This is a genomic window from Streptomyces griseoaurantiacus, from assembly GCF_036189845.1.
GTDB classification, from domain to species: Bacteria; Actinomycetota; Actinomycetes; order Streptomycetales; family Streptomycetaceae; genus Streptomyces; species Streptomyces griseoaurantiacus.
Map to the genome: position 1 here is coordinate 15,690 of NZ_CP108326.1, position 12,548 is coordinate 28,237.

Annotated in this window: 12 protein-coding genes and 4 pseudogenes; 10 read left to right on the plus strand and 6 right to left on the minus strand. The window is 69.5% G+C overall.

Annotated elements, in window-relative coordinates:
- Positions 1-397 precede the first annotated feature (397 nt).
- Together OHB09_RS00075 and OHB09_RS00080 are read right to left on the minus strand one after the other, a co-directional pair.
- On the minus strand, positions 398-1,060 hold the full coding sequence (locus OHB09_RS00075) for a DNA-processing protein DprA (protein WP_191892011.1): 663 nt from the start codon (positions 1,058-1,060) through the stop codon (positions 398-400).
- A gap of 60 nt (positions 1,061-1,120) precedes the next feature.
- Positions 1,121-1,330 carry a hypothetical protein gene (locus tag OHB09_RS00080; RefSeq protein WP_328919472.1) on the minus strand — a complete coding sequence of 70 codons (210 nt, stop codon included), beginning with the start codon at positions 1,328-1,330 and terminating at the stop codon, positions 1,121-1,123.
- Between the two features lie 473 nt (positions 1,331-1,803).
- On the opposite strand from OHB09_RS00080, the gene OHB09_RS00085 reads away from it, so the two are divergent.
- A complete protein-coding gene (locus OHB09_RS00085) occupies positions 1,804-2,367 on the plus strand; it encodes a hypothetical protein (RefSeq protein ID WP_328921384.1) in 564 nt (187 codons plus the stop codon).
- A 26-nt stretch (positions 2,368-2,393) separates the two neighbouring features.
- Here OHB09_RS00085 and OHB09_RS00090 read toward each other — a convergent pair.
- Positions 2,394-2,789 (minus strand): annotated as a pseudogene (locus OHB09_RS00090) (transposase); the annotation flags it as partial.
- A gap of 72 nt (positions 2,790-2,861) precedes the next feature.
- Positions 2,862-5,102: a glycoside hydrolase family 9 protein gene (locus OHB09_RS00095; protein WP_328921385.1), complete on the minus strand. Its 2,241-nt coding sequence runs from the start codon at positions 5,100-5,102 to the stop codon at positions 2,862-2,864.
- A 584-nt stretch (positions 5,103-5,686) separates the two neighbouring features.
- Between OHB09_RS00095 and OHB09_RS00100 the strand changes: the two are divergent.
- The 3 genes and pseudogenes from OHB09_RS00100 to OHB09_RS00110 form a co-directional block, all read left to right on the plus strand.
- Positions 5,687-5,830: pseudogene (locus tag OHB09_RS00100) on the plus strand (aminotransferase); the annotation flags it as partial.
- Between the two features lie 11 nt (positions 5,831-5,841).
- Positions 5,842-6,558 carry a class I SAM-dependent methyltransferase gene (locus OHB09_RS00105; RefSeq protein WP_328921386.1) on the plus strand — a complete coding sequence of 239 codons (717 nt, stop codon included), beginning with the start codon at positions 5,842-5,844 and terminating at the stop codon, positions 6,556-6,558.
- 72 nt (positions 6,559-6,630) lie between these two features.
- Positions 6,631-6,717 (plus strand): annotated as a pseudogene (locus OHB09_RS00110) (IS5/IS1182 family transposase); the annotation flags it as partial.
- Here the strand turns inward: OHB09_RS00110 and OHB09_RS00115 are convergent.
- Positions 6,696-6,932, minus strand: coding sequence for a hypothetical protein (locus tag OHB09_RS00115; protein ID WP_328923082.1), 237 nt, complete (start codon positions 6,930-6,932; stop codon positions 6,696-6,698). The pseudogene OHB09_RS00110 and the gene OHB09_RS00115 sit on opposite strands and share 22 nt — an antisense overlap.
- Positions 6,933-7,066: 134 nt before the next feature.
- On the opposite strand from OHB09_RS00115, the gene OHB09_RS00120 reads away from it, so the two are divergent.
- The 3 genes from OHB09_RS00120 to OHB09_RS00130 all read left to right on the plus strand — a co-directional run bounded on the left by OHB09_RS00120 (position 7,067) and on the right by OHB09_RS00130 (position 8,778).
- The gene (locus OHB09_RS00120) at positions 7,067-7,597 is read left to right on the plus strand and encodes a hypothetical protein (protein WP_328923083.1); all 531 of its coding nucleotides are present in this window, start codon (positions 7,067-7,069) and stop codon (positions 7,595-7,597) included.
- A 556-nt stretch (positions 7,598-8,153) separates the two neighbouring features.
- Positions 8,154-8,576 carry a hypothetical protein gene (locus OHB09_RS00125; protein ID WP_328921387.1) on the plus strand — a complete coding sequence of 141 codons (423 nt, stop codon included), beginning with the start codon at positions 8,154-8,156 and terminating at the stop codon, positions 8,574-8,576.
- Complete coding sequence (locus tag OHB09_RS00130; protein WP_319119525.1) at positions 8,533-8,778, plus strand: hypothetical protein; 246 nt, start codon at positions 8,533-8,535, stop codon at positions 8,776-8,778. Before OHB09_RS00125 ends, OHB09_RS00130 begins: the two co-directional genes overlap by 44 nt.
- Before the next feature lie 123 nt (positions 8,779-8,901).
- Here the strand turns inward: OHB09_RS00130 and OHB09_RS00135 are convergent, their stop codons facing one another.
- Positions 8,902-10,500: an MFS transporter gene (locus OHB09_RS00135; protein ID WP_191854354.1), complete on the minus strand. Its 1,599-nt coding sequence runs from the start codon at positions 10,498-10,500 to the stop codon at positions 8,902-8,904.
- Between the two features lie 265 nt (positions 10,501-10,765).
- Here OHB09_RS00135 and OHB09_RS00140 point away from each other — a divergent pair, with 265 nt between their 5' ends.
- From OHB09_RS00140 to OHB09_RS00145, 3 genes and pseudogenes are all read left to right on the plus strand, one after another.
- The gene (locus OHB09_RS00140; protein WP_328921388.1) at positions 10,766-11,467 is read left to right on the plus strand and encodes a TetR/AcrR family transcriptional regulator; all 702 of its coding nucleotides are present in this window, start codon (positions 10,766-10,768) and stop codon (positions 11,465-11,467) included.
- 23 nt (positions 11,468-11,490) lie between these two features.
- A complete protein-coding gene (locus OHB09_RS33245) occupies positions 11,491-12,018 on the plus strand; it encodes an IS5 family transposase (protein WP_407077300.1) in 528 nt (175 codons plus the stop codon).
- A pseudogene (locus tag OHB09_RS00145) lies at positions 11,954-12,208 on the plus strand (nucleotidyltransferase family protein); the annotation flags it as partial. The gene OHB09_RS33245 and the pseudogene OHB09_RS00145, both read left to right, overlap by 65 nt.
- Positions 12,209-12,548: the final 340 nt, after the last annotated feature.

Consider the following 12,548-nt stretch of genomic DNA (forward strand, 5'->3'; position numbering starts at 1 on the left):
CTGGCGGCCGGTGTGGGTCGGGTTGCCGACGACGTGGTCGATGCCACGCATCCGCTCGGGGTGGCTCTCCGTCCAGCCGACGAGGAGCCGGCCGAAGATCATCGCCCAGCCGTACGTCCCGTCGTACTTCAGCTTGTGGATCTTGTCGCGCAGGGCTCCGGAGTGCACGGCCACGGCGTCGACTCGGGAGAAACCCTGCTGGTCTACCGGCCGCGCGCACAACCGGTTGGCGCACGACTTGCCGGGCAGGGTGGTCTGGGAGCAGACCGGGCAGTGGCTGTCGGCGACGGGCTGAAGGGTGCGGCCGGCGCAGTCGGAGCACAGGCGCGCGGTGCCGGTGACGGCGTGGCGCACACGGGGCAGTGGGGGAAGCCCGCCGGGTCGGGAAGACTGGTCGTCACAGGCCGGCCAGGGCCGGCTGCTGGCGCTGCTGTCCGGCGTGCTGGATGCCGGCGGCGCGTCCGAGGCGGTCGGTGATCTCGCTGGAGGCGGTGACCAGGATCGCCCTGCTTTCGTCCAGCGTCTTCCTGGCCCAGGGTTGGGTGTCAGCCAGGGAGTGGATCAGGAAGACGAGCTTGCCGTGCTCGGCAGCCAGGCGTGCCTGCATCTTCGCGCCGGAGGTGCAGGAGGCCTCGATGACGACGCTGCCGAGTGTGGTACCAGACGTGACGACGTTGCGGCGCGGAAGGTGTACTTCGCCGGCGGGCTGGTGGGCCAGAACTTGCTCAGCAGCGCTCCCCCGCGCTCCCCCAGCGCTGAGGATCGCCTTCGCGAGCGGACGGTTCTCGGCCGGGAAGATCGGGGCGGCGATGCCGGTGCCCGTGACGGCGAAGGTCCGGCCGCCTGCGGCCAGAAGGGCCTGGTGGGCGGCTGCGTCGATGCCCTTGGCGAGACCGCTGGCGATTACGACGTCGTGCTCGAGGAACTCGCGAGCCATCCGTGCCGCCCGGCGCAGTCCGTCCTCGGAGCCCTGGCGGGTGCCGACGACGGCGATGGAGCGGGCGTCACGTGCGTCGAGTTCGCCGCGATAGAAGAGGAAGGGCGGCAGGTTGCCGATCAGGCGGAGATTCGCCGGCTAGCTGACGGCGCCGACAGTTCTCCTCTGTGCGCCCGGTTGGGGTCAGCGGACGGGGCCGGGCTGTGGCCCTTGGCGTGGGTCCGGCCGCTGGGGGTGATGCGTGCGTTGGTCGTCCTGGCGCGTCGGACGCACTGCGTCGGCGTCAGCCTGTCCGGCGTATCGGTGCATGGTGGCGTGGGCGCGGTCGGCGGCCGCGGTGGACGCCTCCTCGAGGTAGCGCAGGCGTTCGGCGGTGAGATCGAGGGCTGCCATGTCCGTGCGGCATTCCCGCAGGGCCCGCAGCGACGTCAGGTCCGGCCCCTCGCGGCGGCCGGGCTGTTGCCTCCTGGTCGTCGTATTCGGAGTCGGTCAGCTCGGGCGCGAGCAGCTGCTCGGGCGTCGCCTCCTGTCGGTGGGCGACGACGTTGTACGCCCGGCTCCGCACGGCGGTGGTGTGCAACTGCTCGCGCACGACCGCACCAGCGAGGACGGCGCGCTCGTACTGGAGCGGGATGCGGGGGTCTCCCACTCCCCCGCATCCTGGCCCGGGGGCCGCATGGCCGGGTCGCCGGGATCGGCCGGGGGTTGCCGGTCCGGGTCGGGCACGGGGGTCGGAGGGCGGCGGCCGGGGAGATCGGACAGGGCCCACCGGGCGGTGAAACAGCTCAGGCGGTCAACGTGTCAAGCTGCGGCTCCCAGCCCGCTGTGTAGCCTGTCGATCTGTTCGAACGGGATGGGGGTGAGACGTGGGGACGCTGGTGGAGGGGGCCGTCGAGCAGGCGCTTCGCGACGGGCGCGGCCTTGCGGTCCGCCTCTATGTCGCCGCCTGTGCGGAACGCGTGGCGCCACTGTTCGTGGGCCTGCGGGCGGGCGAACCAGGGCGGGCAGCAGACGTGGACCTCTATGTGGAGTCCGTGAGCGCTCTTTGGCTTGCCGACAGGCCACTCGCCGACGCCGCAGAGCGACTGCGCGGGCTGGAGCGGTTTCCGGAACTCCAGCCGGACGAGGAGGGGATCACCGGTATCGCGGACACGTACGCGTTCTTCGCAGCCCTCTGCATGCGTTATGCCCTGCTGGCCCACAGCTCGGGCAACGCTGATGACGCGGTGTCCTGCGGCCACGCGGCCCTCACGGCGATGGGCATGCTCGACCAGAATGTGGCGGGTGCCGGCTTTCAGGCTGACGAGCAACGGCTGCAGTCGCTCTCGCTGAGCGGTGACGCCGCAGGTCTGTGGGACGCGAGCGTCATGGCAGGGCGGGAGAGGTTCCGTGTCGTGGTGGGCCGCTTGTCTCGACAGGCGTCCTCGTGATCGCTGTCGTGCGACATCGCCTCTGCTCACGCGGCCGCTGTGACGGCTTTGTCGGTCGGAGCCGGGAAGGCCAATGCCTCATCGTATCGCTGCCCCTGTTGGAGGCAGTGATCAAGCCGGCCGAGGATGCGTGAAGAGGTTTCTCTGGGGGCAGCGTGCCAGTCGCCGTGGTCGTCGCGGCAGCGTCGGTAGTGGGTCTTGGCGCTGGGTGAGGCGGTGATGGAGGCGAAGGCCCAGAGGTGGCCCGCGTGGTTGAGCCGGTCGTTCTTGATCCGCCTGCGGGTGACACTGGACTTCTTCCCGGAGGCCCTGGTGCTGGGCGAGGCGCCGGCGTATGCCTTCAGCCCTCGGGGGTCCGCGAAGCGAGTCCTGTCGTCACCGACCTCGGCCAGCACCCGAGCCGGCATGTCCTTAGCGGTACCGCTCGGGTACTGACCCGCAAGTATTCTCAGGTCAGTGCGGTACCCGAGCGGTGCCTCAGGCGTGCCGGACGGTCACCCCTGATCGGCCGCGAAGGAGGCCATGCGGGCGAGGGCCGCGTTCCAGTTGATCGCTGTCTCGTTGGTCGACCAGGACTGGATGTCGTCGATGTAGCAGAACTGGCCGACGCAGCCCGTGAGCTTGGACTGGGCGTACGGGTCCTGGATGCTCGAGTTGGGGCCGCCGGCGAGGGTGCCGGACGGCGGGTTCGGCAGGGTGGGGTCGAGCTCGTGGGCGTACCAGCGGCTGTGCTGGTTGTGGGAGCTGACCTCGCCGTAGCCGGTGACGTAGGACATGTTCAGGGCATTGCGCCCGAGGACGTAGTCCATGCCCTGCAGCGCTCCGTCGCGGTACTTGGCGACGCCGGTGAGGTCGTATGCGCTGGCGAGGACCACGCCGTTGTTGAGGACCTGATGGCTGGAGCCCCAGTCGTAGCGGTTGCCTGCGGGGGCGTACGGCATGCCGTAGGGGTGGGCGGTGAGCGTGGCGCGGTAGGTGTCGGCGGCCCTGATGACCGAGCGGCGTACCTGGTCGCGGCCGGGAAGCCGGTTGGGCACCAGGGCCAGGTCGAGCCGGCCGGCAGTGGCCGTGTGGCCCCAGTCGAAGCCGATCGGGCCGAAGATGTCGGCGGTGTGGAGCGGGGAGGCGAGGACGTGGTCGGCGAACTGCCGCTCCCCCGTGGTCAGGTAGAGCTCGGCCGCGGCCCAGTAGAACTCGTCGGTGACGTCGTCGTCGTTGTAGGCGCCTCCGCCGGTGCCGTCGTTCGGGTCGGCGTAGAGGTCGGGGTGGGCGAGAGCGGCTTGCCAGGCCGTGCGGGCGGCCGTCAGCGCCCGCGCGGCGAACACCTTGTCGAAGGGCCGGTACAACCGGGCGGCCTGAGCGGCCGTCGCGGCCAGGTTGAGGGTCGCCGCAGTGGTCGGCGGGTGCAGCTCCCGCTTCTGCGGGTCCTGGCTCGGCAGCAGGGGCAGGCCGGTCCACTGTTCGTCATGCACCTTGTGGTGGGCCATCCCGGCCAGCGGCTGCCCGGCGGGCACCTGCATCTTCAGCAGGAACTCCAGTTCCCAGCGGGCCTCGTCGAGGATGTCCGGCACCTTGTTGCCACTCTCGGGCAGCGCCAGGGTGCCGTCGCCGAGGGCGGCCGGGTGGCCGGTGCGGGCCAGCAGCGACCGTTCGTAGGTGCTGAGCAGCTCCCAAGTGGCGATGCCGCCGTTGACGACGTACTTGCCGTGGTCGCCGGCGTCGTACCAGCCGCCGGTGACGTCGAGGGTGTAGTCGCACACGCCCGGCTGGCAGGGGACCTTCCCGTCGCCCTCGTTGGGGGCGACGTCCAGGTGGCCGGCCGCGCGGCCGTAGCCGGGCCTTAGGTGGTCGCGGATCGCGATGCCGCTGCGCTGCGTGTAGTAGTACTTCACGGAGTCCAGCCGCAGGCGGCGGTAGGCCGCCGCGTCGATGTCGAACGGGTGGCTGGTCTCGCCGTCGGTGACCAGGGTGTAGCCGGTGCCGTGCCGGCGGTAGGAGCCGAAGTCGATCGAGTGCACGTTCTGCCCGGAGGAGGCGTCGACGCCGCGCGGCACGGTGAGGCCCCGGGCGACCGTCGCGCCCTTGGCGTTCCTGAGCTGCCAGGGCAGCCGGGCGGTGGCGTCGGTGACGAGGGTGGCGTTCTTCGGCCCGGCGGGCAGGTAGGCGACCTGGTTGACGCGCACCCGGGGCCCGGTGTCCGGCTCGTAGACCTCCGGGGGCACCCCGCCGAGCAGGGACACGTCGTCCACACAGAACCGCCAGGCGTCGGTGCTGCCGCCGACCTGGAAGGCGACCTGCCCCTGGGTGGTGTCGACGGGCGCGGTGAAGGTGTAGGAGTACGAGCCGTCGGCCTCGGTGAGCACCGGGCTCGCCTCCTGCCAGGTGTCGTACGGCGAGACGGCCAAGCCCACGACCGCCCGCACGACGTGCCCCTCGGGGATGCCGGAGGCGTGGAAGGAGAACCGGTACGTCTCCCCCTTCACCAGCGTGATGTCGTTCTGCCCGATCGCGGAGTCCCAACGGTTGGTGGTGCCGCCGGGCACGTCCGCGCACAGCCGGCCGTCGCTCAAACCCGCTGTGACGTTGCTGGTCCACCAGGGGTCGCTGGTGGTGTCGAAGGTGCCGTTCCTGACCTGCTCGACCTCCTCGGCACCGGCCTGCTGCACAGGTAGCGCGGTCAGCGCCGTGCCCAGCAGGGCGGTGAGGGTCAACACGGCGGTTGTGCGTCGTTTCACGTCTGGGCTCCTCGGGATGTGCGGGGGCACCAAGGGACGTGGGAGCGCTCCCATGGCTCGGACGCCAGTCATGCTTGCCGCGCACATGACGCCCCGTCAACGGTCCGGACACGACAGATTTATGCCTAGTGAGGCCTTCCGGGATCGTCGCAGACGGTTCCCCTCCAGTCGGCCTCTGCGGGCCGGCTGTCGCACTCAGATGCCTACCGGCGTGCTCGAGGGTCAACCACGGCGCTCAGTCACAGTTCTCCGGCGGAATTTCGCGCGAGGAGTGCAGGATGCCGCCGAGCTGGGCGTCGAACTGGCCGGTCTTACCCGGGAAACTGGCGGTGGGCGCTTCTCCTACCAGCGCCGCCCTCATCCTGGAGACCCTCGGCCCGGGGCCGTGAATGCCCCCCCCTGGCCAACGGCGACGCTCCGACACACTGGATGTGACTGAGCGCTCTGGCCGGCCGCTCTGGGTGTCACAGTTGGCCACGTCCCGTGCCCTCAGCCATACGACGCAGCCCAGACGAGATGTTGGCTTCCCAAGCGGCAACTTGGTAAAACCAAGCAACACCACATTCCGGAGGGGCGGCACACGCATGGAATTCCGGCAGTCGAGCAAGCTGAGCGACGTCTGTTACGAGATCCGCGACCCGGTCATCGAACACGCGGACGCCCTGAAAACGGCCGGCCACAGGGTGCTGCGCCTGAACACCGGCAACCCCGCCGCGTTCGGCTTCGAGGAGTGTCCTTGGTGAACTCGATCGTGCAACCGGACGGAGTCGCAGGCGAGTGGCGGGAGCGAGTGGCCGCCGTACGCCGCGAGCTCACCGAACACGGGCCGTCGCGGAGGCCTGATGGCGCTCCGGACTTCGCCACCGTCACGTTGCCGGAGCGCGACTGTGACCAGGTACGTGACCTCCTGGTGGATGAGCGAGTCGGCACGGTCGTCGAGATTGGGCTCGCTTATGCCAGCTCGGCGCTAGCGATCAGTGAGGCGCTTCTGCGCACCGGTTCACGAAACCTGCGACATGTGCTGATCGACCCGTTCCAGTACACGGCGTACGACGGTGTCGGGTGGGAGCTGCTGCTCAGCGCCGGCCTGGAGGACATCGCCGAGCTGGTGACCGAACCATCGCAACGGTTCCTTGCCCGGTTGGCCGACGCGGGTTTCACCGCGGACGCGGCGTTCGTCGACGGCAGCCACCACTTCCACAACGTGTTCGTCGACCTCCACTTCCTAGGCGAAATCGTCCGTCCTGGCGGCGTCGTGCTGCTCGACGACGTCTGGTGGCCCTCCGTCGAAGCTGCCGTGGCGTACTTCGAGGCCAATCTCGGCTGGCGTCCGATACCGGGCGCTCTGGCCGACGGGACCGCCGACCCGGACAGCGGTCGGCCGCGGATTGGCGCCTACCGGCTGCCCGATCCGCGCCCGACGCCGGACTTCAAGAAGTTCCGACCGTTCTGCTGATTCAGGTGGGCTCGCGAGGCCCACTTCAACCGGGCCGCCGCACGTCAGCCACAGCGATGACACCGCGTTCCTGTGGCTGGTGTGATCACGGCATCGGAGCCGTCCTGGGCGGCCCCCTTCGCCGGGGTGAGCCCGCATCAGTTCGGCAGGCCGATCACGGACTGGCTCTGCGGGCGTCGTCCGTGCGTGCGGCCGGTGGCGATGAGAGCGCCCTGCTCCATGGGGGCGACCATCCCGTTGCTCCAGTCCGCTGTGCGCGCGGGGATCTGTCCGTTATCGAGGATGCCGAAGCTGCCTTCAGGAACGAACGCAGTGTCTGCTGCGGTGATCGGTCCTCCCTGCCTTTCCCAAATGGTTGTGTCGGAGCCTGCCACCCCCCGCTTCCGGGCATGGCGGGCGCACGGTGCGGTCGCTGGAGTCCCGACTTGCCGCCAGGCGATGCGGGGACTGGGGGTGTGCCGGTCTCCAGTCCGGCTGATCGGTCACCGGAGGCTGCGATACTGCGGTCGTGCTGCAAGCTCAACTGGCTCCCCTGGCCACTGCGGTGGGACAGGTCATCGTGTGCGAGATCGACATACCCGAATGGGGCGCTACCGGCCCTGACCGCTACACCCATGCCTATGTCGCCGTCATCACCCGGCCCACTCCCCTCTACGAGGGTGCGCGCCTTGGGATGATCGTCAAAGTCCATGATCCCCGCGAGGCCCCAGCGGCGCTGCGCGAGGACCCTCCGCCGAGTGCGACCTGGCTGCGCGCTCCGCTCAAGCCCACCGTCGCGGATGCGTACGCCCGCCCGTCCTTCCGCGTGCGCGCCGCACCACAGGGCAGGCCTGCCGTACAGGTGGGGCGCCAACTCGTCCAGGAAGGCCTGCTGTTGCGGCATTCGACGGCCCGTTCCAAAAATGGCAGCGAGTGGGCTGAAGCCGTCGGCGGGGACATCCCGCCACTCGAGGAGGACGTCACCAGCAACAGCTTCGGCCCCTGGGCCGAGCGTGAACTGGACCGGCTGGAGCACCAGCCGTGGTGGCAGAACCTGTAGGCACCGCAGCGCACGCTGCCCTGAACGCTGGCTCCAGCGGGTGTTCCGCCGCCTGCCCCTCGGCCCGCCGTGGCCCGGCGCGCACGGCACCTGGCGAGACAGCCGGGTGGCCGCCCGAACCAGTCCGTCTGTCTTCCAGCCGACATTTACCACACTGCGCGCATCGGATGACCAGGGCTTTCCCGGCTGGGTACAAGGATTCAGCCAGCGAGGCCAGGCCGGTGCCGCTCGGAGCGGCACCGACGATGAGATGCCACACCACGGCAGTGGGATTTCTCCGAGCGGTACCTGCGACGACCACATCGACCACCCCCACGGCCGCCTCAGTCCGCCGTCATCGGTATCCAAAACGACGGCGCCCTGGGCGAGTTCGACAACTGCGGCATATGGCCGGATCAGGGCTCTGAACCCCCACTGATCCCCTTGATGGACCACTCCCGCTGTCCCCGCTCAACGCGCCGCGGCGGAGGACGAAACTGCGCCACCTGACCTCGACGAGCGGGTGCGGCAGGCTGTACGCACCGTTCTTGCCGATGAACTCGGCACGCTGCGGACCATGCTGGCCGGACTCCACGACGCCCAGGACAGGCAGGCCCCCTCCCGCGGCGAACAGCACCAGCAGCTCACGGAGATCCGCCAGGAGCTGACAGCGCTGACGGCGCTGACGGCCACGCTGCAGGAGTGGCAGCTCGAACAGGCCGCGTCCGCACAGGGTGCAGGCGCTCCCGATGTCACCGAGGATCACAGCGGCCTGCTGCAGCAGGCCGCGCGTGTTTCTTCGGCCATCGTGATCTGCCGCCGCGACATGTGGGAGTTCATCACCGCGCACGCCGGACGCCACGCCCACTTCCGCGTCCCGCCACAGATCACCGATCACCGATCACGGCGACGAACGCGTCAGCACCACCATCTCCGGGCGTTCCTTGATCGCCGTCTTGATCAGCCTGTACAACGTCAAGCACAGTGCCGAAGAGGGTGACGGTGACTGGGAGCCGGCCACCACCCTCTATCACCGGATCCATCACGGGCTGACCGCCCTTGCGGCCGACGGAGAACCTGTCACCATCACCTTGGACGACCGTTCCTACCCCGTCCCGGAAGACATCACGGACGATACGACACCACTCGCCGACCCGCCCGAAGCACCCGACACCACCCTGCCTCCGCATCCGTCGAAGTAGAGGGCTGCCATACCTGGCTGCACCAGGGTATTGCAGGCGTCCTCCACCCAGGTGAGGTTGGATCCGACGGGCTCGTCGAGGACCGTCACGTCGGCGGGCCCGTCTGTCCGGTCTCCTACGGGATCATCGGGCAGCGACGTTCTCGGTGACCTCTGCCTCGTCCGCGGCCACGGGGGCCGGGTTCTTCGGTCCGCGCAGAACGATGTAGACCAACAGAGCGCCCATGATGGCGGTGCCCACCCACATGGCCTGCTGCCATCCGTCGACGAAGGACTGCTGGGCGGCGTGGACCAGGTCCTGCGCGCGCGGGCCTGCGCCGGGTGCGGTCTCCAGGGCGTTGGCGATGCCGTCGCGTGCGGTGTCCGCGGTGCCCTGCGGGATGCCCTGAAGCTTGCCGTCGATGGAACTGCGGTAGCCGGCCGAGAGCAGCGCGCCCAGCAGCGCGACGCCCAGTGCGGTGCCGAACTCCCGGGTGACGTCGTTGAGGGCGGAGGCGACGCCCTGCTTCTCGCGTGGCAGTGAGCTGGTGATGGCCTCCGTGGACGGCGTCATCGCCAGCCCCGAGCCGAATCCCATGGCGAGCAGGCCGGCCAGGACGGACAGATAGCCGCCGTCGACGGAGACGAACAGGGCCAACAGGGCCAGGCCGACACCGGTCAGCGCGATGCCGAGGGCCAGGGTCCAGCGGACGCCGATCTGTGCGGCCGACCTGGGGGCCACGCCGGAAGCCACGATCAGCGCCACGGCCATCGGCAGCATCGCCACCGAGGAGAGCAGCGCCGACCAGCCCAGCACGGCCTGGAAGAACGGCAGGAGGACCACGGTGATACCCGCCTGGACACCGAAGGTCACCAGCAAGGTGATCGCACCGCCGGCCAGGCCGCGCTCACGGAACAGCCGCACGTCCAGCAGCGAGGCGTCCCGGCGGTGCAGCTCCCAGAGCGCGAAACCGACGGTGGCGACGGAACCGACGGCGAGGCTGATCAGGGTCACCGGGGCGGTCCAGCCGCGCTCCGGCCCCTCCTGCAGGACGAAGATGAGGCCGACGACGGCGACCGTGGACACCAGCGCGCCGATGGTGTCGAAGGAATGCCGGGACCGCTCGAAGGAGTTGGGAATCGACTTCAGCGTCATGGCCATGGCCACGACGACCAGGACCAGCGGCAGGACGAACAGCCAGCGCCAGTCTGCGGCGTCGACCAGGAACGCCGCCAGGAACAGGCCCACGACGCCGCCTCCTCCGCCCACCCCGGTCCACACCCCGATGGCCTTCCCACGCTGTTCCTCGGGGAAGGTGGAGGTGATGACGGCAAGGGTGACGGGCATGATCATCGCCGCTCCGACACCGGCGCCCGTCCGCGCGGCGATCATCACCTCCGCGTTCGGCGCCAGGGCGCCCGCGACGCTCGCGACACCGAAGACGGCCAGCCCGGCGATCAGCATGGGCTTGCGGCCCAGACGGTCACCGATGGCGCCGAACGGCAGCAGCAGGGCGGCCAGGGCGAGGGTGTAGATGTTGATGATCCACAGGACGGTGCTCTGCGAGACCCCGAAATCGACGGCCAGGTCGGTCTGAGCCACGTTCAGCCCCGACACCGAAGCGATGACGGCCATCAGCGCGACCGAGACAGCGATCAGGATCGTCCGCAGCTGACGCGCATCCGGCGCGCTGCCGTCACTCGCGGCAACGGCTGCCGTCCGGGGAGACTGACTCAGGGGCATGGGCACCTCTCAGAAATGGGCACGGGAAGTCAGCGCCGGCACAGTGCCGGTCGCCGAGCGAGGGGGTGGGGCCCGGTCACGGCGGCGCCCTCGGGGCGCTCGCGCGAGTCCGGGATTCGAGCGGTGGCGGTCGCGTCCTGCGCCGCGGCGACGGCCGCGCCGGCAGTGACCGCCGGGGCGCGAGCGGAAGGGGATCCTCCTGCTTGCTCATCCACCGTATCGGCGTAACCGGGCGACACCTTCCACTTCCGTTAAAGTGGGAGACATGCCTGCTCGGAGCTCTCGAAAACCAGGCCGACCACTACCGGTTCCCACCGAAGGACCTCCGCCGCCCGCGCCGGCCACCGGGCTGCGCGCCGATGCCAGGCGCAACCGCGACCGGATCCTCGAAGCCGCCCGCGAGGCATTCGCGATGCAGGGGATCGACGTACCCATCACCGCGATCGCCCGCCGCGCAGGAGTCGGCGCGGCCACCCTCTACCGGCACTTCCCCACCCGGGCCTCGCTCGTCACCGAAGCCTTCGCCGCGCAGATGGCCGACTGCGTCGCCGCCCTCGACGACGCGCTGGCCGACCCTGATCCCTGGCGTGGGTTCTGCAGTGTGATCGAGAAGGTGTGCGTCATGCAGGCCACCGACCGGGGCTTCACGGCCGCCTTCCTCTCCCAGTTCCCCGACGCCGTCGACTACGAGCGCGACCGCACCCGCGCGGAGAGAGGCCTCGCCCAACTGGTGCAGCGGGCCAAAGACACGGGACGACTTCGGGCCGACTTCCACCCCGCCGACCTCACACTCCTGGTCCTGGCCAACAGCGGCGTCGTCGGAGAATCCCAGCAGGTCTCGCTGGCCGCGTCCCGCCGCCTGACCGCCTACCTGCTCCAGTCCTTCCGGACCGCCCCCACCGAGCCCCTGCCCCCGCCCGCACCGCTGGGGCTCCAGCACATCCACCAGCCTCAGTCCACCCACTAGGGTCCGTCTTCAAAGATCGCTAGATGGTGGATCATGGTGGGGGGGTACACCGTCATGAACTCACCGACCAGGAGTGGGAGTTACTCGCTCCGCTCATACCGAGAGCCTCGACAGGGCGTCCGCGGGTGGAAGACCGTCGGGTGATCAACGGCATGGTCTACAAGATCCGGACCGGGATCTCCTGGCGTGACCTGCCGGAACGCTACGGGCCATGGAAGACGGTCTACACCCGCTTCCGCCGCTACGCCCTCTACGGCATCTTCACCCGAGCCCTGCAGCAGGTGCGGGCCCGGGCGGATGCAGCTGGAGACATCGACTGGCTGCGCCAGATCGACTCCATCCTCGTCTGCGCCCACCAACACGCTGCCGCCACGGGCCGAAAAGGGGGACCCGCCGGAAGGGCGAACCGGATGATCACGCCCTCGGCCGGTCCGGGCTTCGCGAAGTGGATCTGCCGTGGTCCTGGGCGAGTTCTGGCAGGCAGGGATGGTGATCAGTGGACTTCCTCTCGACGAGCAACTCGAGTCTCCGCGTGCGGTGCTGTCGCGTGACGATGTGTTGACGGAGGTGCTGGCGCGGACTGCGACGTTGGGTCTGCCTGGGTGGAATGTGTCCGCGGGATGCCTGTTCCAGGCCGCGTGGAACGTGGCCACGGACAGACCACCGACCAGCGGCATCAAGGACCACGACGTCTTCTACTTCGACGCGGCCGATCTGTTCTGGGAAGCAGAAGATGCCGTGACTCTCAGCCCACACCGGTGCGGACATCCGCCGCTGGGCGAAGAAGAACAAGGTCGAACTGTGCTTCACCCCGACGTCCTCGCCGCACAACGCCGAGAGCGTCTCCGCATCCGCAGTGAGAAGGGCATCCGCTGGGGCGGATGCCCCCTCACCCCAGCGGCCTGAACACAACCCGGCGAACCTGATGCGGTCACAGCACGAGCAGGTGGTTGGTTGCTGTCGAGGCTCAGGATCCTGGGGCTCGGAAAAGGCTTTGACGCGCGGTTCGCTGTTCATCGATGGTGAGCCGGACGTCCGGACCGAGCGGCCACGAATCGCCGCGTCGGCGACGGCTACACCA

What these genes read in the sequence shown, in the direction of transcription:
- OHB09_RS00080 (WP_328919472.1), bottom strand. Translation starts at nt 1,330, where the DNA reads ATGGCAGCCCTCGATCTCACCGCCGAACGCCTGCGCTACCTCGAGGAG.
- OHB09_RS00125 (WP_328921387.1), top strand. Translation starts at nt 8,154, where the DNA reads ATGCTGGCCGGACTCCACGACGCCCAGGACAGGCAGGCCCCCTCCCGC.
- OHB09_RS00135 (WP_191854354.1), bottom strand. Translation starts at nt 10,500, where the DNA reads ATGCCCCTGAGTCAGTCTCCCCGGACGGCAGCCGTTGCCGCGAGTGAC.
- OHB09_RS00140 (WP_328921388.1), top strand. Translation starts at nt 10,766, where the DNA reads ATGCCTGCTCGGAGCTCTCGAAAACCAGGCCGACCACTACCGGTTCCC.
- OHB09_RS33245 (WP_407077300.1), top strand. Translation starts at nt 11,491, where the DNA reads ATGGTGGATCATGGTGGGGGGGTACACCGTCATGAACTCACCGACCAG.